Annotated in this window: 18 protein-coding genes and 1 pseudogene; 5 read left to right on the forward strand and 14 right to left on the reverse strand. The window is 64.8% G+C overall.

Annotated elements, in window-relative coordinates; genetic code table 11:
- Nucleotides 1-26: 26 nt before the first annotated feature.
- A complete protein-coding gene (locus tag B4383_RS05120) occupies nt 27-1,217 on the reverse strand; it encodes an MFS transporter (protein ID WP_078289365.1) in 1,191 nt (396 codons plus the stop codon).
- A 55-nt stretch (nt 1,218-1,272) separates the two neighbouring features.
- Between B4383_RS05120 and B4383_RS05125 the strand changes: the two genes are divergently transcribed.
- The gene (locus tag B4383_RS05125) at nt 1,273-2,013 is read left to right on the forward strand and encodes a helix-turn-helix transcriptional regulator (protein WP_078289367.1); all 741 of its coding nucleotides are present in this window, start codon (nt 1,273-1,275) and stop codon (nt 2,011-2,013) included.
- Here the strand turns inward: B4383_RS05125 and dapE are convergent.
- Nucleotides 2,003-3,079 carry a succinyl-diaminopimelate desuccinylase gene (gene dapE, locus B4383_RS05130; RefSeq protein ID WP_078289368.1) on the reverse strand — a complete coding sequence of 359 codons (1,077 nt, stop codon included), beginning with the start codon at nt 3,077-3,079 and terminating at the stop codon, nt 2,003-2,005. The genes B4383_RS05125 and dapE overlap by 11 nt on opposite strands.
- A gap of 14 nt (nt 3,080-3,093) precedes the next feature.
- On the opposite strand from dapE, the gene dapD reads away from it, so the two are divergent.
- The gene (gene dapD, locus B4383_RS05135) at nt 3,094-4,050 is read left to right on the forward strand and encodes a 2,3,4,5-tetrahydropyridine-2,6-dicarboxylate N-succinyltransferase (RefSeq protein ID WP_176126633.1); all 957 of its coding nucleotides are present in this window, start codon (nt 3,094-3,096) and stop codon (nt 4,048-4,050) included.
- Here dapD and B4383_RS05140 read toward each other — a convergent pair.
- From B4383_RS05140 to B4383_RS05170, 7 genes and pseudogenes are all read right to left on the reverse strand, one after another.
- Nucleotides 4,047-4,601, reverse strand: a complete 555-nt coding sequence (locus B4383_RS05140) for a DinB family protein (RefSeq protein ID WP_078289369.1) — start codon at nt 4,599-4,601, stop codon at nt 4,047-4,049. The two genes, dapD and B4383_RS05140, sit on opposite strands and share 4 nt — an antisense overlap.
- The gene (locus B4383_RS05145) at nt 4,577-5,989 is read right to left on the reverse strand and encodes an acyl-CoA synthetase (protein WP_078289372.1); all 1,413 of its coding nucleotides are present in this window, start codon (nt 5,987-5,989) and stop codon (nt 4,577-4,579) included. The genes B4383_RS05140 and B4383_RS05145 overlap by 25 nt, the downstream gene beginning before the upstream one ends.
- A gap of 15 nt (nt 5,990-6,004) precedes the next feature.
- Nucleotides 6,005-6,970, reverse strand: a complete 966-nt coding sequence (locus B4383_RS05150) for a proline dehydrogenase family protein (protein WP_078289544.1) — start codon at nt 6,968-6,970, stop codon at nt 6,005-6,007.
- On the reverse strand, nt 6,963-8,630 hold the full coding sequence (gene pruA, locus B4383_RS05155; protein WP_078289375.1) for an L-glutamate gamma-semialdehyde dehydrogenase: 1,668 nt from the start codon (nt 8,628-8,630) through the stop codon (nt 6,963-6,965). Before pruA ends, B4383_RS05150 begins: the two co-directional genes overlap by 8 nt.
- 129 nt (nt 8,631-8,759) lie before the next feature.
- On the reverse strand, nt 8,760-9,848 hold the full coding sequence (dapC, locus tag B4383_RS05160) for a succinyldiaminopimelate transaminase (protein WP_078289550.1): 1,089 nt from the start codon (nt 9,846-9,848) through the stop codon (nt 8,760-8,762).
- 35 nt (nt 9,849-9,883) lie between these two features.
- Nucleotides 9,884-10,210 carry a ferredoxin gene (gene fdxA, locus B4383_RS05165; protein ID WP_078289378.1) on the reverse strand — a complete coding sequence of 109 codons (327 nt, stop codon included), beginning with the start codon at nt 10,208-10,210 and terminating at the stop codon, nt 9,884-9,886.
- 176 nt (nt 10,211-10,386) lie between these two features.
- A pseudogene (locus tag B4383_RS05170) lies at nt 10,387-10,666 on the reverse strand (ferredoxin family protein).
- A 179-nt stretch (nt 10,667-10,845) separates the two neighbouring features.
- Here B4383_RS05170 and B4383_RS05175 point away from each other — a divergent pair.
- The 3 genes from B4383_RS05175 to B4383_RS05185 all read left to right on the forward strand — a co-directional run bounded on the left by B4383_RS05175 (nt 10,846) and on the right by B4383_RS05185 (nt 14,081).
- A complete protein-coding gene (locus B4383_RS05175) occupies nt 10,846-11,400 on the forward strand; it encodes a PadR family transcriptional regulator (RefSeq protein WP_078289381.1) in 555 nt (184 codons plus the stop codon).
- On the forward strand, nt 11,393-13,423 hold the full coding sequence (locus B4383_RS05180; protein ID WP_078289384.1) for an NADPH-dependent 2,4-dienoyl-CoA reductase: 2,031 nt from the start codon (nt 11,393-11,395) through the stop codon (nt 13,421-13,423). Before B4383_RS05175 ends, B4383_RS05180 begins: the two co-directional genes overlap by 8 nt.
- Before the next feature lie 145 nt (nt 13,424-13,568).
- A complete protein-coding gene (locus B4383_RS05185) occupies nt 13,569-14,081 on the forward strand; it encodes a hypothetical protein (protein ID WP_078289387.1) in 513 nt (170 codons plus the stop codon).
- 20 nt (nt 14,082-14,101) lie between these two features.
- Here the strand turns inward: B4383_RS05185 and B4383_RS05190 are convergent, their stop codons facing one another.
- From B4383_RS05190 to B4383_RS05210, 5 genes are all read right to left on the reverse strand, one after another.
- Nucleotides 14,102-14,410 (reverse strand): antibiotic biosynthesis monooxygenase family protein, encoded by a 309-nt coding sequence (locus tag B4383_RS05190; protein WP_078289557.1) that lies wholly within the window; start codon nt 14,408-14,410, stop codon nt 14,102-14,104.
- A 58-nt stretch (nt 14,411-14,468) separates the two neighbouring features.
- The gene (locus B4383_RS05195; protein ID WP_078289390.1) at nt 14,469-14,771 is read right to left on the reverse strand and encodes a hypothetical protein; all 303 of its coding nucleotides are present in this window, start codon (nt 14,769-14,771) and stop codon (nt 14,469-14,471) included.
- A complete protein-coding gene (locus B4383_RS05200) occupies nt 14,768-15,064 on the reverse strand; it encodes a hypothetical protein (RefSeq protein WP_286143731.1) in 297 nt (98 codons plus the stop codon). The genes B4383_RS05195 and B4383_RS05200 overlap by 4 nt, the downstream gene beginning before the upstream one ends.
- A 2-nt stretch (nt 15,065-15,066) precedes the next feature.
- On the reverse strand, nt 15,067-15,705 hold the full coding sequence (locus tag B4383_RS05205; RefSeq protein ID WP_078289564.1) for an MspA family porin: 639 nt from the start codon (nt 15,703-15,705) through the stop codon (nt 15,067-15,069).
- A gap of 260 nt (nt 15,706-15,965) precedes the next feature.
- Nucleotides 15,966-18,572 carry a bifunctional FO biosynthesis protein CofGH gene (locus B4383_RS05210; RefSeq protein ID WP_176126635.1) on the reverse strand — a complete coding sequence of 869 codons (2,607 nt, stop codon included), beginning with the start codon at nt 18,570-18,572 and terminating at the stop codon, nt 15,966-15,968.
- Between the last annotated feature and the right edge of the window lie 90 nt (nt 18,573-18,662).

Consider the following 18,662-nt stretch of genomic DNA (forward strand, 5'->3'; position numbering starts at 1 on the left):
TCGGCCAACCTCGCGCGTTCAGGCGGCTATTCCCGCTCGGGTCGCGGCAGCGCGAAGGCCAGTACAATCGCCAGAATCGGCACGAAGCAAAGTGTCGTCAGTACCGCCTCGGGGCCGTGGTGGTCAGCCAGAATTCCCAGTACCGGAACGAAGAGTCCACCGATGCTGACGGCCAGCCCCAGCGTCACCCCCGCGGCTGTGCCCGGACGCGTCGGCAGATAGTCCTGACCGAGTTTGACCAACACCGCGAACGGGATGTTGACGGCGATTCCGGCGACAGCAGCCAGCGCCAGCGCCAGCCAGGATTGCGGGCAGACTCGCAGCGCGACGAACGCCGGGATCGCGACGATGCTGCCGATCCGAATGGTGGCGATCATGCCGATGCGATCGCTGATCCGGCCGCCAAGCAGCGTGCCGATCACTCCGCCACCCAGGAACATCGCCAACCCCAGGCCACCGATCGCCGCGGAGGCACCCAGGTGATCGATCAGGTACAGCGCGATGAAGGTGTTCATGCCGAAGTAGCTGGCCGAGCGCACCACCTCCACGCCGACGAGGACGGAGAATGCGCCCCATCGATCGCACCCCGTCAGCTGTCGCTGCGCGCTGGTCGCGGAACCCTGCCGCAGCTGATAGCGCCACAGCACGAATCCCATGATCACGGCGGGTGGGATGAACCACGCCGTGGCACCCAGCCCGCGGGACACCAGTGCGGGTGTCACCAGCGCGGGAGCCAGGAAGAAGCCGACACTCCCTCCGGCGGCGAACAAACTCATCGCCGTGGCGCCGTCCCCCGCGTCGCGCCGGGCGTCGCGTCCGGCGGCGGGATGGAAGGCGGCCACACCGAGGCCCGAGATGAGCAGCATGGCCCAGACGAGCCAGTAGCCGGGCACCAGTCCGGCCAGACCCGCGCCGATACCGGCGGCGGCCAGACCCGCAGGTGCCATCCACAGCAGCTTCCACCGATCCGCGATGAGCCCGAGCAGTGGTTGAGGCAGCGCGCTCCCCAGTGTCGCGGCGAGCGCCAGGCCGGAGGCAGCCGCGTAGCTGTAGTGCCGTTCCAGCACGAAGAACGGGATCGCCGCGGGCACCAGACCCTGGTAGAAGTCGTCGACAGCATGTGCGATTACCCAGTACTGCATGCGATTCCACGCCGATGAAGGTGGCCTCGGCCCGGCCTCGCTGGTCAGCTGTCGGTCATTCGCCAAGTCGGTCATGGCTGACGAGATTATGGATTTCTCAAGACGCGAGCTTCCGATAAAATGCCATCTTATGTTGATTAGCCGCCATCTCACCGGAGTGATGTCGGTGAGCGGCGGGCAACGCATCAACCGCCACTGGCACGAGGTGCATCAGATTGTGTATCCCGCCTCTGGCGTGATCGCCGTGACGACGGACGACGGCACCTGGATCGCACCCCCGAACCGCGCACTGTGGATACCGGCCGGCGCCGGTCACGAGCATCGCTTCTACGGCCCCACCGAGTTTCATTCCGTGGCCTTCGACCCCCAGAAGTACGTGGTAGAGCTGACAACCCCGACCGTGATCGCGGTATCCCCCCTGCTGCGTGAGCTGATCATGACCTGCTCAGTTCCCGGCGACCTACCCGACGATGAGGTCACGCGATTGAATGTCGTTCTCGTCGACCAACTGCGGCGCAGCCCGGAGCAGGCACTGAAGCTGCCCACGCCGCGCGATCAACGTCTGGCCGAGGCGTGTGCGCTGGTGGAGGACGACCTGACGCAGGTATGGACAGTGGCCGAGCTTGGCCGGCGCGTGGGTGCCAGCGAGCGCACGCTGACCAGGCTATTCCGCACCGACATGGGTATGACGTATCCGCAGTGGCGCACCCAGATCCGGCTTCATCACGCGTTACGGCTGCTCGCGGAGGATCGGCCCGTCACCTATGTGGCGCATCAATGTGGTTGGGCCACACCGAGCGCGTTCATCGACGTGTACCGGCGCACCCTCGGTCAGACGCCGGGGACCTACGCCGCACCCGTCACGCGCTGAGGTAACGCCGGAGCACCTCGGTGACATCGGTGATCTGCTGTACCGGAACGTGTTCACCGCGGGTGTGCGCGAGGTTAGGGTCACCCGGCCCGTAATTGACCGCGGCGATCCCGCGCGCCGCGAACCGGGAGACATCGGTCCATCCGTACTTGGCACGTACCACTCCCCCTGCCGCGCCGACTAACTCGGCGGCGGCGGGGCGGTCAAGGCCCGGCAGCGCCCCAGCGGCGGAGTCCGTGAGTTCGATCTCGACCTCGAGCCCGTCGAACACCTCGCGCACATGCGCGAGCGCCTGCTCGGGGCTGCGGTCGGGGGCGAACCGGAAGTTGACGGTGACCGCTGCGGCGTCCGGGATGACGTTCCCGGCAACACCCCCGTCGATCCGCACAGCGGACAGCCCTTCCCGGTATTCGCACCCGTCGATGTCGACGATGCGTGCGCGGTAGGCCGCGAGTCTGTCCAGGACGGCACTGAGCTTGTGAATAGCGTTGTCCCCCAGCCAGGATCGCGCAGAATGCGCGCGGGTACCGTCGGCACGGATCACGACACGCAAGGTGCCCTGGCAGCCCGCCTCGATGAGACCGGCGGTGGGCTCACCCAGGATGGCAAGATCGGCGTCGAGCCATTGAGGCAGTTCACGCTCGATGCGGCCCAGCCCATTGGCCGAGGACTCAATCTCCTCGCAGTCGTAGAACACCAGTGTCAGATCGACGCGAGGTATCACGGTGGCAGCCAGGTGCAGGAAGACGGCATCCCCGGACTTCATGTCCACGGTGCCGCAGCCAAACAGAATGTCGCCGCCCTCTCCCCGTTCCCAATGGCTGGGCACGTTGTCGGCGGCGGGCACGGTGTCCAGATGTCCGGCCAACATCACCCGGGTCTTGTGGCCGTGATTGGTGCGGGCCAGCACCGCGTTGCCGTTGCGGATGACCTCGAATCCCCTGGTCTGTTCCCGCAGGGCAACCTCGACAGCGTCCGCGATAATCGCCTCATGCCGCGACTCGCTGGGTATGTCCACCAGGGCAGCCGTCAGCGCCACCGGGTCACCAGCGAGTTCAAGCGCCACCGACTCAGGCTAGCGTGTACGGCGTGAGCGGAGCAGTAGCACTTGGCCTGGCGACCATCGCGGCGGACGGATCGGTACTGGATACCTGGTTCCCGGCGCCCGAGTTGACCGATGCACCCGGCGCCCCGGGAACCGAGCGGATCTCTGCGGCAGACGCACCTGCCGAGCTGTCGGCACTGGCCGGGTCAGACCCCGAGCGTGGTGTGGAGAAGGTATTGGTGCGCACCACCATTGGCTCGCTCGCGGACAAGCCCGCGGACGCCTATGACGCCTACCTGCGCCTGCACCTGTTGTCGCACCGGCTGGTCCAGCCACACGGCGCCAACACCGATGGACTGTTCGGCGTGCTCACCAATGTGGTGTGGACAAACTACGGCCCGTGCGCCGTCGAAGGATTCGAGACGGTGCGCGCCAAGCTGCGCGCACGCGGAGTGGTGACGGTGTTCGGCATCGACAAGTTCCCCCGCATGGTCGACTACGTGGTGCCCACTGGCGTGCGTATCGCCGACGCCGACCGAGTGCGTCTGGGTGCGCACCTGGCCCCCGGTACGACCGTCATGCACGAGGGCTTTGTGAACTTCAACGCCGGCACCCTGGGCGCCTCGATGGTCGAGGGCCGCATCTCGGCCGGTGTCGTCGTGGGCGACGGCTCCGACATCGGTGGCGGCGCGTCGATCATGGGCACCCTGTCCGGCGGTGGCAGCCAGGTGATCTCCGTGGGCCAGCGCTCGCTGCTGGGCGCTAACTCCGGTGTGGGCATCAGCCTGGGCGATGACTGCATCGTCGAGGCCGGGCTGTACGTCACGGCGGGCACCAAGGTCGCCACGCCCGATGGCAAGACCATCAAGGCGCTGGAGCTATCGGGCGCCAACAATCTGCTGTTCCGGCGCAATTCGCAGACCGGTGCGGTCGAGGTGGTGTCGCGCGACGGTAGCGCGTTCGAGCTCAACGCCGCCCTGCACGCCAACTAGTTCTGGCGCCAGGCGTACAGATCGCGCAGTAGCGCGATCTCCGCGCCGTGATGAATCAGCTCGCGATTGATGTGCAGGACGAGTGTTGCGAAGGACCGGTGGCCCCATGGCCCCTCGGCCGGGCCGCAGGGGGCCAGGAGTCCGGCCTCGTCCTTGCTCATGATGCCCTCGCGCCACGCTGCGTAAAAACCGTCGAGTCGCTCCAGGGCATCGGCAGCCGTGACCGGGTAGTCGTAGGTCAGGTAATCGACGGGCGGGCCCCCAAAATGGCTGGCGACGCGTGCGCCCAGCACACCCACCAGGATGTGGCCGAGCCGCCAGGCGATCGTGGTCACCGGCGCCGGATCCGGTGGCGGGGCGGCGAATTCGATGACGAAATCGCCGGAACCTCCTACCAGAGGCGCCTTCGAGGTGCTGCGGGGACGCAGGCTCCAGCAGTCGCGCACCGGCTCCCAGAAATACTCGTCGTCATTCGGGCCGTCCAGCCGCGGGCGCAGCTGGGTTGTCCAGTGCAATTCGATCTGGTCTACGAGTTCCTCGGTCCAGTCCATGTGATCAGCTCCTTCTTGAGGACCTTCCCCATCGCGTTTCGGGGTAGCGCATCCACTCGCCGTACCTCACGCGGGCGTTTGTGAACGGACAGCTGTTGCGCCACATACGCGATGACGTCACTCTCCACCACGTCACCGACAACGTAGGCGACGATGCGTTGCCCCAGGTCTTCGTCGGGAGCACCCACCACCGCGGCTTCCGCAATCCCGGGGTGCCCCAGCAGCACGGTTTCGATTTCACCGGCACCTATGCGGTAACCACCCGATTTGATCAGGTCGACCGATTCGCGTCCGACGATGCGGTGCATTCCGTCGCTGTCGACGACGGCGACATCACCGGTGCGGTACCAGCCGTCCTCGGTGAGCACGTCGGCCGTCTTCTCCGGCAGATTCAGGTATCCACTGAACAATGTCGGTCCCTGAACTTGCAGCTGGCCGACGGCTTCCCCGTCGTGTGGGGTGGCGGTGCCGTCCTCGTTCAGCAGCCGAGTTCGCACACCGGTCAACGGGTGACCGACCCATCCGGCGCGGCGCTCACCATCGGCACGCGTGGACAGCGTGATGACGGTTTCGGTGGCCCCGTAGCGTTCGATGGGGGCATGGCCGGTAAGCCGGCGCAGCCCGTCGAAAACCGGCACCGGCAGTGGCGCGCTCCCCGACACCAGTAGCCGCGCCGAAGACAGTGCACGCGCGCAGGATTCGTCGGCCACCACCCGTGACCACACCGTCGGCACACCGAAGTACATCGTGCCTGGTGTAGCCGCGTAGGTCTCGGGTGTCGGTTTGACGGTGTGCACGAACCGATTTCCCACGCGCAGTGATCCAAGCAGGCCGAGCACCAGCCCGTGCACGTGAAACAGTGGAAGTCCATGCACCAGAACATCATCGGGTGTCCACGCCCACGCATCCACCAGACCGTCGAGGCTGGCCGCCACCGCGCGCCGGCTCAGCTGCACCCCCTTCGGCGCACCGGTTGTCCCCGAGGTGTAGACAATGAACGCCGTCGACTCCGGTCGCGGTTCGGAGTACTGATGCCACGACCGCGAATACCGCCGCACCGGTACATGCGGTAATCCGTCCGGCTCGTCTGGCGATTCGCCCAGCCACGCGATCGCCCCGCTGTCCGTGAGTATGTGGCGTCGTTCCGCCACTCCGACGTCTGCCGGTACCGGCACTATCGGGACCCCTGCAATGAGCCCGGCGATCACCGCCAGGACCGTATCGATACTCGGGCGAGCGAGCACCGCGACGGGACCCGAAGCACCGCCAATGCGTTCGGCCGCTGCCGTCGCCGCGCCGACCAGGTCGCCGCGGCCCCAGCTGTCCTCGCCGATACGAACCGCGTCCGCGAGATCGGGCGACTTGGGGTGAAGGGACGTCAGCAGCATGACGCCAGCCTAAAGCTAGCCTCCCGAGACCAGCGCGCGCAGGAAGAAGGTCATGTTGGCGGGCCGCTCGGCGATGCGCCGCACAAAGTATCCGTACCACTCCTCGCCAAAGGGCACATACACGCGCACATGGTGTCCCGCGCCGGAAAGACGGCGCTGTTCGGCGTCACGAATCCCATAGAGCATCTGGTACTCGTAATCGCCCGGACCCCGGCCCGTCTCGCGCGCCATCAGACTCGCGGCATCGATGATGGCGGGATCGTGTGAGGCCACCATCGGGTACCCGTCGCCCTCCATCAAGACACGTAGACAGCGCAAGTAGGCGACATCGACGTCCTCCGGATCTCGGTGCGCGACTGACTCGGGCTCGTCGTAGGCCCCCTTGCACAATCGAATGCGTGAGCCTTTGCCGGACAAGTTTGCACAGTCGGCGTACGTGCGTTTCAGGTAGGCCTGCAGCACGGTACCCAGCCACGGAAAGTCGGCACGCAACTCGCGCACGATGCTCAGGGTCGAATCCGTGGTCGTGTGGTCCTCGGCATCGACGGTAACCCACACCCCGGCCTGATCGGCCTTGGCGCACAACAGCTGTGCATTCTCCAGGGCTATCTGTTCCCCGTCGCGCGGCAGCGCCTGACCCAACGCGGAGAGTTTCAGCGAGATTTCCAGCGGGCGCACGCCGGTGTGCACGGTGTCGCTGCGCCGCGCCAGCGCGTCCAGCAGGGACAGGTAGGCCGACACGGTACGGGTGGCCTGCCCGATATCGGTGGTGTCCTCACCGAGGTAGTCAATCGAGATGAACCGCCCGGAATCGAGCAGCGCGGTACTGGCGGCGAGTACATCGTCCTGAGATTCACCGGGCACGAAACGACGCACCACCTGTCGCGTCAACGGCATCCGTTCGGCAGCGTGTCGCAGCCGCGCCGACCTACTGGCCGCCAAGATGGCGGGCCTGGCTGTTTTGCCGAACCACTCAGCCATCCTCAGGCTCCCCGGCTGCTGGTCTTCGCGCAGGCGGCTCATCCATGTGCGGGTATTGATAATCCGTCGGAGCGTCGAATGTTTCCTTGATGGATCGCGGCAGCAGCCAGCGCTGCAGATTGAGCGGCGATCCAGCCTTGTCGTTGGTGCCCGACGCCCGGCCACCACCGAAGGGCTGTTGGCCGACGACGGCACCAGTGGGCTTGTCATTGATGTAGAAGTTTCCGGCCGCGAATCGAAGCCGGTCACTGGCCGCCTGAACAGCCTGACGGTCGTCGGCGATCACGGCACCGGTAAGCGCGTAGCGGGAGCCGGTGTCAACGACGTCGAGAATGCGCTCATAGTCGCCGTCGGGATAAACGTGCACCGCCAGGATCGGGCCGAAGTACTCAGTGGAGAACGCCTCGTCGGTCGGGTCATTCGAGAGCAGCACGGTGGGGCGGACAAAATATCCTTCGCTATCGTCGTATTCGCCTCCCGCCGCGATCGCCACCCCGGCGCTCTTGGCACGATCGATCGCGGCCGCGTTGCGCTTGAATGACTTCTCGTCAATGACGGCACCACCGAAGTTCGAGAGGTCTGTGACGTCCCCGTAGGCCAGCCCGGATGCCGCATCAAGGAACTCATCGCCCATCTGATCCCACACCGACCGGGCCACAAAGGCGCGGGAGGCCGCGGAACACTTCTGTCCCTGGTAGTCGAAGGCTCCGCGAATAAGCGCCGTACGCAACACGTCCGGACGCGCGGAGGTGTGCGCGACGACGAAGTCCTTGCCTCCGGTCTCGCCGACAAGCCGAGGGTAGGTGTTGTAGCTGTCGATGTTGGCACCGACTTCGCGCCATAGATGCTGAAACGTCCGGGTGGAGCCGGTGAAATGAATACCCGCCAAGCGCGGATCGGCGAGCGCCACATCGGATACCGCGATCCCGTCTCCGTTGAGCAGGTTGATGACCCCGGGCGGCAATCCGGCGGCCTCCAGCAGCTCCAGGGTGAAATGCGCGGCGAAGGACTGGGTGATGGACGGCTTCCACACCACGGTGTTTCCCAAAAGCGCTGGGGCCGAGGGGAGGTTTCCCGCAATAGCAGTGAAGTTGAAGGGCGTGATGGCGTAGATGAAGCCCTCCAACGGGCGGTACTCCATCCGATTCCACGCGCCGCCGCCGCTGCTGGGCTGCTCGGCCAGGATGTGCCGCGCGAACTGCACGTTGAACCGCCAGAAGTCGGCCAGCTCGCAGGCCGAATCGATCTCGGCCTGGTAGGCAGTCTTCGACTGTCCGAGCATGGTCGCGGCGTTGAGGGTGGACCGCCACGACCCCGACAACAGATCGGCGGCACGCAAGAAGACGGCCGCTCTGTCATCGAAAGACAGTGCTGCCCAATCATTTTTGGCAGCGAGAGCGGCCTCAACCGCGTCACTGGCCTCGGCATGACCCGCGTTGGTGACGGTCCCCAGCACGGCGCGGTGGTTGTGCGGCTGCACAACATCAATGCGTTCACCGTCACTCATCCGGCGAGCACCGCCAATAACATGCGGCAGATCAATGGGCGTCGCGGCGAGGTCAGACAGTGCCGTGGTCAACCGGTCGCGTTCGGGGGTGTTCGGAGCGTAGGTGAGCACCGGCTCGTTGATGGGAGCCGGCACGTTGGTGATGGCGTCCATGTATCCAGCATCGCCCTGATCACCCGCAGGTGTCGAGGAATCTGGAGATTGCGCAACGAAACCTCAGGTAACGCCGAAATCCGGCGGGACGTTACGTGTGGTAGGCCGAGTCTTCGACGGTCAGCGGAACTAGTCGATGAGCCGCGCGACAGCGGCGTCGATGCGCTCATCGGAAGCCGTGAGGGCCACCCGTATATGTTCCTTGCCACGCGGTCCGTAGAACCGTCCGGGCGCCACCAAGATCCCGCGTTGCGCCAGATATGCCAGCGCGTCATCACACGAGTCGCCGCGAGTGGCCCAGAGGTACAGGCCCGCCTCGGAGTGGTCGATGCGGAATCCATTGCCGGTCAAAGCCTTCGAGAGCCTGCCGCGGCGACTCTCATAGAGTGCGCGCTGGTCGCGCTGATGGTCATCCTCGCTCAGCGCTGCCGTCATCGCCGCCTGTATCGGCCCCGGAACCATCATGCCGGCGTGCTTGCGCACCGCGAGCAGCTCACTGACCACGGACGCATCTCCCAGCACGAACCCGGCCCGATACCCCGCCAGTGACGACGTCTTGGACAACGAGTGCACAGCCAACAACCCGGCGGTGTCGCCGTCGCAGACCCGAGGATCAAGCACCGACACCGGCTCGGCGTCCCACCCCAGGCCCAGGTAGCACTCATCGGAAACCACGAGGGCGCCGCGCTCGCGCGCCCACTCGACGACCTTGCGTAGGTGCTCGACCGGGAGTACCGCCCCGGTCGGATTACTGGGCGAGTTGAGATAGATCAACGAGGGGCGCTGCGGTCCCAACTGTGTCAGCGAGTCCGCCCGGACCGTCGGTACACCGGCCAGCCGTGCGCCCACTTCATAGGTGGGGTATGCCAATTCGGGGATGACGATCAGATCATCGGCGCCCAGCCCAAGCAGGGTCGGCAACCACGCGATGAGCTCCTTGGTGCCGATGACCGGCAGCACGGCATCGTCCGCAAGCGCAACGATGCCGTAGCGCCGGGACACCGCGTCGCGGATTGCCTGCCGCAATGCGGGCGTTCCGGCCGTCGCCGGGTATCCGGGAAGGTCGCTGGCCGCGGCCAGCGCATCACGGATCAGCGGTGCCACGCTATCCACGGGGGTACCGACCGAAAGGTCAACGATCCCTTCGGGGTGCGCCGCAGCAGTCGCCTTCGCATCGGCGATGGTGTCCCACGGAAACTCCGGCAGCCGGGACGACACAGCCGACACCCGCGGTCGGGACTCAGACCGCGAGCTCAGTGTCCTTCACCCATGGGCGGAAGCTCCTTGACCGACGGCGGGTCGTACTCGGTCTTGCCGACCTTCGCGGCACCGCCGGGTGAGCCCAGGTCTACGAAGAAGTCAGCGTTGCCCTGGATGTAGCCCGTCCACTGATCCGGCACATCGTCCTCATAGAAGATGGCCTCCACCGGGCATACCGGTTCGCAAGCACCGCAGTCCACACATTCGTCGGGGTGGATGTAGAGCATGCGCCCACCCTCATAGATGCAGTCGACGGGGCATTCTTCGATACATGCCTTGTCCATAACGTCGACGCACGGTTCCGCGATCGTGTAGGTCACGAAGGTTTCCTCATTCCTGCGCTGATGTCCAGTTCATGCGTTGCGGCCAGTATTCCGGTCCCCAGATGCGTCTCTCGACACAGGCTGTCCTAACTCGCCGAGGCGATCTAGACGTATCTGCCGGTTACAGGTACTTAGCTTAACGTTTAACTTGGCTTGCCGTCCAGCGGACGCACTCAGCCCTTGATCGGGAGTTGTGCGACAAGCGGTACATCCCGGCCGATCTTGCCCATCCGGCGCGCGCCGTTCGGCGAATCGAGGTCGATGCAGAAGTCCGCGCTGGCCCGCACGTAACCGCCCCACTCACCGGGTACGTCTTCTTCGTAGTAGATCGCCTCGGGGGCAAACCGGTTCGCACGCATCGCAATCCATGCACTCATCCGGGTGGATGGACATGGTCCGGACACCCTCGCAGATGCAATCGACCGAATACTCCTCCACGCAGGCCTCGTTCATCACGTCCACGCACGGTTCGGCGATCACATACGTCGCGGGAAACCTCCAGGCACGCTCCGGCCAATTACACGTTTCTAACAGTTACCGTTACCAACGGTAATATATAACTGAGAGCTATATGCAGACTGTTGCACTGCAACAAGTTGCATAGGGGTCCCGTTTCGTGTCAGCATGCTGCCGTGGCACTCACCCACGCGATCCTGTTGTCCCTGGCCGAGCAGAACGGGTCAGGTTACGAGCTCACCAGCCGATTCGATCGCTCGATCGGGTACTTCTACAGCGCCACCCACCAGCAGATCTACCGGACTCTGCGCCGCATGGAGGACGACAGCTGGCTGCACTGCCAGGTCGTCGACCAAGAAGGGCGACCGGCCAAGAAGGTCTACACCGTTGCCGAGCTCGGCTATCGCGAGTTATCCCGATGGGTCAACAGCGCCGAGGGCACCGATATGCGCGATCTGGCCCTCAAGATCCGCGCGGGCACCTACGGCGACGTCGACATGGTGGTCGAACACATCCGCGTCCAACGCGACGCACACGCCGTCATGCTCGACAACTACCGCGAAATGGAAAAGCGCCAGTTTCCCGCTCCGGATCAACTCACCGGCGCGGCCCTGCACCAATATCTCGTCCTACGCGGAGGTGTCCGCATGGAGGAGGGATTCACCGATTGGTGCGACGAAATGATCACTTCCTTGTCCCCAGCCCGGACTGAAAGCGAGAATCATGAGTAATCCATATCCAACCCTGCTGTCCCCCTTGGACCTTGGCTTCACCACGCTCAAGAACCGAGTCGTCATGGGATCCATGCATGCCGGCCTGGAGGACTTTCCCTGGGACACCCCGGCATTGGCCGCCTACTTCGCCGAGCGCGCCAAGGGCGGGGTGGGCATGATCATTACCGGTGGATACGCCATCAACCGCGCCGCCTGGCTCAAGCCGCTCGCCGGAAAGCTGACCACATCCCTTGAGGCGTACCGGCATCGCATCGTCACGAACGCCGTGCACAAAAATGGCGGCAAGATCATCGTGCAGCTGTTGCATGCGGGACGCTATGGGTACCACCCGTTTTCGGTGAGTGCCTCAGCCAAGAAGTCCCCCATCACCCCCTTCAAGCCGCGCAAGCTCAGCACCAAGGGTGTGTGGCAAACCATCGACGACTGGGCCCACAGCGCCAAGATGGCCAAGAAGGCGGGCTACGACGGCGTCGAAATCATGGGCAGCGAAGGCTATTTCATCAACCAGTTCCTCGCGCCCTACACCAACAACCGGTCCGACGAATTCGGCGGCAGCCCGGAGAACCGACGCCGATTACCTGTCGAGGTGGTCAAGGCGGTCCGCAAGGCGGTGGGTCCGGAGTTCATCATCTGCTACCGGCTCTCCATGGCCGACTACGTGCCCGAGGGCCAAACCTGGGACGAGATCGTGGCCCTGGCTAAGGAAATCGAGGCAGCCGGCGCGACGATCATCAATACCGGAATCGGCTGGCATGAGGCGCGCGTGCCCACCATCGTCACCTCGGTGCCGCAGAACGCGTTCGTCGATCTGTCCAACAAGATCGCCCAAGAGGTCACCATCCCGGTGATGGCGTCCAACCGGATCAACATGCCGCAATCGGGCGAACAGATCCTCAACGACGGCCAGGTCCAGCTGATTTCGATGGCCCGTCCGCTGCTCGCCGACCCCGACTGGGTGAACAAGGCCTCGGCAGACCACGCCGACGAGATCAACACCTGCATCGCATGCAACCAGGCATGCCTGGACCACTCGTTCGTGAACAAGAAGGCCAGCTGCCTGCTCAACCCTCGGGCCGGGCACGAGACAACGCTGCAGCTGCTCCCGACCCGGCATACCAAGAAGATCGCCGTCGTCGGCGCCGGACCGGCCGGACTGTCGGCGGCCGTCACCGCGGCACAGCGCGGACACAAGGTGGTGCTGTTCGAGGCCAACGCCGAGATCGGCGGGCAGTTCGACATGGCCCGCAGGATCCCCGGCAAGGAAGAGTTCAACGAGACAATTCGGTACTACACCACGATGCTCAAGAAACACAGTGTCACAGTGCTTTTGAATAAGAAGGTAGATGCGCAGGAACTCGTCGCCGGCAAGTTCGACCACGTCATCCTGGCGACCGGCGTCAAGCCCCGGGTGCCCGCCATCCCTGGCATCGACCACCCGATGGTGCTGTCCTATCCAGATGTCATCAAGGGCGGTAAGCCCGTCGGCAAGCGTGTGGCCGTCGTGGGCGCCGGAGGTATCGGCTTCGACGTGTCGGAGTTCTTGACCATCGACGAGTCACCGACACTCAACCTCAAGGAATGGCGCGCCGAGTGGGGCATCTCTGAGGATCACGAGTCCCGGGGTTCGCTCACCAAACCCATTCCCGCTCCGCCGGTTCGGGAGGTTTACTTGTGCCAGCGCAAGAAGGGCTCGCTCGGAAAGGGGCTGGGCAAGACCACGGGCTGGGTTCATCGCGCATCGTTGAAGGCCAAAAAGGTCACCGAGCTGGCGGGCGTCAACTACGAAAAGATCGATGACGCCGGGCTGCACATCACCTTCGGCGAGGAGCGCAAGGACCCGCGAGTGCTCGAGGTCGACAACGTGGTGATCTGTGCCGGCCAGGAGTCGGTGCGCGATCTCGATGACGTGCTCAAGGAAGCGGGCATCAGTGCCCATGTGATCGGTGGTGCCGCGTTGGCCGGTGAGCTCGACGCCAAGCGCGCCATCAGGCAGGGCACGGAGCTGGCCGCCAAGCTGTAACTGTCTCCCCCGAGCAGGCACCTATTGCACACGCCACCTGGCGTTCTGGTGCAATATGGGGCTGCTCGTGATTGCTTCCGAACGCGCTCATACCAACGGATCTTCCGAGTAGCATCCCGCTAGATATACGTTCGGAGGGGATTCGATGCGGGTAGCCGGCGCGGTCGTGGTTGTGGCCATCCCACTTGTTGGTATCGCGGCGGCGCCCGTTGCGTCCGCACAATGTCCCGACCCGGCCGTCAACGGGGTGGAATGCGACGCGCAGACCGATGGTGTTGACGACGGGCTACAGCGCGGCAGAATCCGGGTACCCGGTGGCCTTCGTGAAGACGGACCGCCAACCCCTCCGTCTGCCGGGTTCACCGTGGTGACCTGGACGGGTACGGATTGCATCGATATTGGAGTACCTGGGCCGGATGGTTCGCGCATCGAGCAACACTGCGGTGGCAGCGCCCGCTTCGACAACCCCGGAGTGCCGGGGGTTTGGGGTGCACAGCCAATAGTGGGCGACGCTGACTCCGTTGTCTGCGACATGCATCCGTTCAAAGATCCAGAGCTTTCGTTCCGTGCGGAATTCACCCCTGGAGACGACCACGGTCCGAACTGCACGTTCCAATCATTCGCGGTCCACCACCTCGCCCCCAATGACCTGACCTGACGCGACCGGTCAAGCCCCGCCTACATCTCCAGCGCGACCTCGTATACCGCCGGGTAAGCGATTGCATCGAATTCGGCGGCGGCCTCGCGGACCATGGCTTGAAAGCGGTCGCTACTCGTCGCCGCCGTCAACGCGTCGATGCTGTCCCAGGTCGCGATATTGACGAGTTGAAAGCGTGCGCCTCGGACCACCGCCCGGTGCATCCGGAAGGACTGGAAGCCCGGCTGCTCAGTCATGAACTCGGCGCGTTTCCTCCACCCAGCGAGGAAGGCATCGACCCTCTCGGGGTCGACTTCGAAAACGTTGATGAAAACGATCGGCTCACTCATGTCCCCAGCGTGCGCCCACTCACTGCTCATGTCAACGGAACTGACAAGGCTCCCGGAGCTACCGCGTCGGCGCGCCGGTCGGGCTTTCCAGCTTCCCGTCTCCAACCCCTACACCCGGTTTCACTCCGCCCGGCACCGGGACCCCATCCACACCGGCCGAAATCCTGGGACCGCGCGACGGGCCCGACATCAGCACCGGCAGTTGCGTACCGCGCGAGGGCCGCAGCGCGGGCAGCTGACCGGGCACGAAGACCGGGTTGTAGGGCGCCGGGCTCGGCGGTGGTGGCGCCGCCGCGACGGGCACGGCGAGACCGACGGCAAGTCCGACGACAATCGTTGCCACACAAACTGTTCTCATCACGGTATTGCTCCTTCGGTCATGCCGCGAGGGTCCTCCAACTGCCCGGCGGTTATCCCGGCGCCGATTCGGGCGGTGTACCCGGAATCAACCCCGGCGGAGATCCGAGCTCCACGCGGCGACGCCGGGGACAAACCGAAGGGCGGCTGGGAGGCAGTGGCCGCATAGTTGGGCGTGCCGCCGGGTACTGCCACGGGTACGGCAGGCATCGGGTTGACCGGCGGCGGATCCGCCACGGCCAGCGGCGCCCAGCGCAGCGCCCACATCAAGATCGTTGCGGCACAGACGAATTTCATCATCAGATCTTGATCGGGTCGCCGTAGATCGCGAACTCGGTGTGGCCGGTCTCGGTTGATGCACGCAACGAAGCGAACGACCGGATCGTCACATCGCCACCGCAGGCGTCGGCCTTCACATGCACGTTATCCAGGTCCAGGGCACCCGTACCGCCATGGGAGAGCACCATATTGGCCATCGGAAGGTTGACGATGACGCCCGGCTGCACCACTGTCTGCACAAATCCGCTGACCCCTGCACTGCCACCGATCCCTATCGACGGGGTTGGTGCCACTCCAAGGTTTACCGAGGGCGCGATACCTGCCGACCCGCCCAGCTGCAATCCCGAGGACACATCAGACTGGCAACCGAGCTGATATCCGATGACGAAGAGGCTGTCGGTGATGGGGTTGGTGCCGCCGGTCGCGGTCGCAGTGCCCGAGAGAGTGATGAATGCCTCGCGCGAGTTAGTTGCCGACGCCAGATTGGGCACCGCGTTAACGCGTTCATTCTCGAGCCGAATCTGCAGCTGCCAGCCATCCCGAGTTGTCCGCGAATACGACTGCGGCGCCATTTCTCTCGGCTCTGCGGTAGCCGGGACGACTGCCAGGAGCCCAAGCATGACAACGATCAAACTTGTCGCTACGAGTCGGGCGATCACGCACATCACGATGCCCAAACTGAACACCGGAGTTAACCCAGCGCGATCCAATCAGTCAGGTGCGGACAGAGACCGTCAACTTAGCGATATCCCTCGCAGTCGCGGCGCGGGTGCGGCTCGTGGCACGGCCGCCCCTCCTCGGGACGCGTCGGCAGACCACAGCCGAAATCTCGATCGACCGCGCAGCTAAATCTATCTCGCCGAGAGTGAAGCTGTGGCGGAGATTCTCGGAAAATCCCGCCATGGCTTCACTCTCGGTGTCACGCGGCGGACGGCCGTCGCGAGTACGTCGTGGTGCGTTCCACCGCGGGCCGTCCGATGCCTTCGGCGATCTCCTCCAGTTCGGCAATGGTCTTAGCGGATCCGTGTTCGGAACCGGCCATCCGGGAGATGGTCTCCTCCATCAGGGTGCCGCCGAGATCATTGGCGCCGCCTTGGAGCATCGCCCGCGTCCCGTCGATACCGAGCTTGACCCAGCTCGTCTGGATGTTGTGAATACGCCCGTGCAGCATGATGCGCGCCAGCGCGTGCACCGCACGGTTGTCCCGGTTGGTGGGCCCGGGGCGCGCGGCACCCGCCAGGTACAGCGGGGCGCTTTGGTGCACAAACGGCAGCGGTACAAACTCGGTGAATCCGCCTGTGCGGTCCTGAATTCCCGTGAGAACCCGCAGATGTGCGATCCAATGCTTGGGAGTATCGACGTGCCCGTACATCATGGTCGAGCTGGAACGCAGCCCTACCTCATGTGCGGTGCTGATGACATCGATCCATTCGGAGGCCGGCAACTTGCCCTTGGTGAGCACCCACCGAATCTCGTCGTCGAGGATCTCGGCGGCGGTACCCGGGATGGTGTCCAGGCCCGCGGCACGCAGCTCGGTCAGCCATTCGCGGACGCCCTGTCCGCCCTTGGAGGCGCCATTGACGATTTCCATGGGACTGAAGGCGTGCACGTGCATGCTGGGCACCCGCTTCTTGACCGCGCGCACCAGATCCGCATACCCGGTTGCGGGCAGCTCCGGGTCGATACCGCCCTGCATGCAGACCTCGGTGGCACCGGCGACATATGCCTCCCAGGCCCGGTCACCCACCTCCTCGGCCGACAGCGAGAAGGCATCGGCATCGCCCTTGCGCTGCGCGAAGGCGCAGAAACGGCAGCCCGTGTAGCAGATGTTGGTGAAGTTGATGTTCCGATTCACGACATAGGTGACGTCATCGCCAACCACGTCCGCACGGATCGAATCAGCCAGTGCGGCAAGGGCCTCCATCGCTGGCCCCTCGGCGGTCGCCAGCGCCAAGTACTCGTCATCGCTGCATCCCGCCGGATCTCGCTCGGCGGAGCGCAGAGCCGCCAACACATCGGCGCCCACCTTCTCCGGGGCCCGCGCGTTCAGTTCACGAACATGTTCGCGGATGGACTCCCAGTCCCCGAAGGCGCTCGCCAGATCGCTACGGGTATCGGTGTTGCGGCCCTCCGAATCAATCGCCGCGTGCAGATCTACCCGGCCTGTCGACTCCCAGGTCTCATCGGGCTCCTGCCAGGGCGATCCGGTCGGCGAAACATCCAGGGCGAAACCGGTTTCCGGGTCTGCCAGCGCCTCCACATGCCCGCGCACCCGTGGATCGATCCACGCCGACCCGGCCTGCACGTACTGCGGTTGCGCCGTAAGGCGCTGCACCAGGTCGTATCCGGCCTCGGCCGTCACCGACGCCAGATCGTCCAGATTGGGCCACGGCCGTTCGGGGTTCACATGATCTGGGGTCAGCGGCGACACCCCACCCCAGTCGTCCACACCGGCGCCGATCAGTGCCAAGCACTCACTGCGGGACACCAGATTCGGCGGCGCCTGCACCCGCATCTTGGGGCCCAATACCAGCCGGGTTACCGCGATCGTCGCCAGGAAGTCGTCGATTTCAGCATCCGGCGCCGCCTTCATCGCGGTGTCTGATTTGGCACGGAAGTTCTGCACGATTACTTCCTGAACATGCCCGAATTCCTTGTGCACCTTGCGGATCTCGTGAATAGTCTCCGCGCGCTCGGTGAGATTCTCGCCGATCCCCACCAACAGACCCGTGGTGAACGGGATCGACAGCCGGCCCGCGTCAGTCAGGGTCCGCAACCGCACAGTGGGGTCTTTGTCCGGGCTGCCGTAGTGCGCCTCACCGCGATCCTCGAACAATCGCCGCGACGTGGTTTCCAGCATCATGCCCATCGACGGTGCCACCGGCTTGAGCCGCGCCAGCTCCGACCAGCTCATCACTCCCGGATTCAGATGCGGAAGCAGACCTGTCTCCTCCAAAACCCGGATCGCCATGGCACGCACATAGTCCAGCGTGGTGTCGTAGCCACGCTCATCGAGCCACTGCTTGGCCTCCGGCCAGCGGTCCTCGGGCCGGTCCCCCAGCGTGAACAGGGCCTCTTTGCAACCCAATTCGGCACCCCGGCGCGCGATGTCCAGGATCTCGTCGGGCTCCAGATACATGCCCTGCCCCTGTGCCCGCAGCTTCCCGGGCACCATCACAAACGTGCAGTAATGGCACTTGTCGCGGCACAGATGGGTGACCGGGATGAATACCTTGCGCGAATAGGAGATCGGCAGACGCCCGGTCGCGCCTAGGCGCCCGGCGGATTCCAGCCCGGCATCACGCACCCGCGCGGCACTGGCCATCAAATCGGCCAGATCGTCCCCCCGTGCGGTCAGCGCCAGCGAGGCCTCATCGACGTTCAGCGTCACCCCGTCGCGCGCACGACGCAGCACCCGCCGCAGCGCCGGCGATGAGCCGCCCGCTCGACGGGCATCCGACACGGGCGAGGCTGCTTTCGGTGCGGGAAAAGCGGGATTCGGCAGCGGCGTTACGTCGTCGGGCACGTTTGTACAACCGTCGGTCACCCTCAGATCATCCGCCCGTTCCAAAAACCCGACCACTCGGGGGTTCATCAACGGGGTCACGCTGCGGAA

Origin of the sequence: Mycobacterium sp. D16R24, from assembly GCF_002013385.1 — a bacterium.
In the GTDB taxonomy this organism is placed as follows: domain Bacteria; phylum Actinomycetota; class Actinomycetes; order Mycobacteriales; family Mycobacteriaceae; genus Mycobacterium.

Coding starts and splice junctions, on each gene's coding strand:
- pruA (WP_078289375.1), bottom strand. CDS start 8,630: ATGGACGCCATCACCAACGTGCCGGCTCCCATCAACGAGCCGGTGCTC.
- B4383_RS05140 (WP_078289369.1), bottom strand. CDS start 4,601: ATGGACTGGACCGAGGAACTCGTAGACCAGATCGAATTGCACTGGACA.
- B4383_RS05200 (WP_286143731.1), bottom strand. CDS start 15,064: ATGAAATTCGTCTGTGCCGCAACGATCTTGATGTGGGCGCTGCGCTGG.
- B4383_RS05180 (WP_078289384.1), top strand. CDS start 11,393: ATGAGTAATCCATATCCAACCCTGCTGTCCCCCTTGGACCTTGGCTTC.
- B4383_RS05185 (WP_078289387.1), top strand. CDS start 13,569: ATGCGGGTAGCCGGCGCGGTCGTGGTTGTGGCCATCCCACTTGTTGGT.
- B4383_RS05150 (WP_078289544.1), bottom strand. CDS start 6,970: ATGGCTGAGTGGTTCGGCAAAACAGCCAGGCCCGCCATCTTGGCGGCC.
- B4383_RS05125 (WP_078289367.1), top strand. CDS start 1,273: ATGTTGATTAGCCGCCATCTCACCGGAGTGATGTCGGTGAGCGGCGGG.
- B4383_RS05120 (WP_078289365.1), bottom strand. CDS start 1,217: ATGACCGACTTGGCGAATGACCGACAGCTGACCAGCGAGGCCGGGCCG.
- B4383_RS05190 (WP_078289557.1), bottom strand. CDS start 14,410: ATGAGTGAGCCGATCGTTTTCATCAACGTTTTCGAAGTCGACCCCGAG.
- B4383_RS05145 (WP_078289372.1), bottom strand. CDS start 5,989: ATGCTGCTGACGTCCCTTCACCCCAAGTCGCCCGATCTCGCGGACGCG.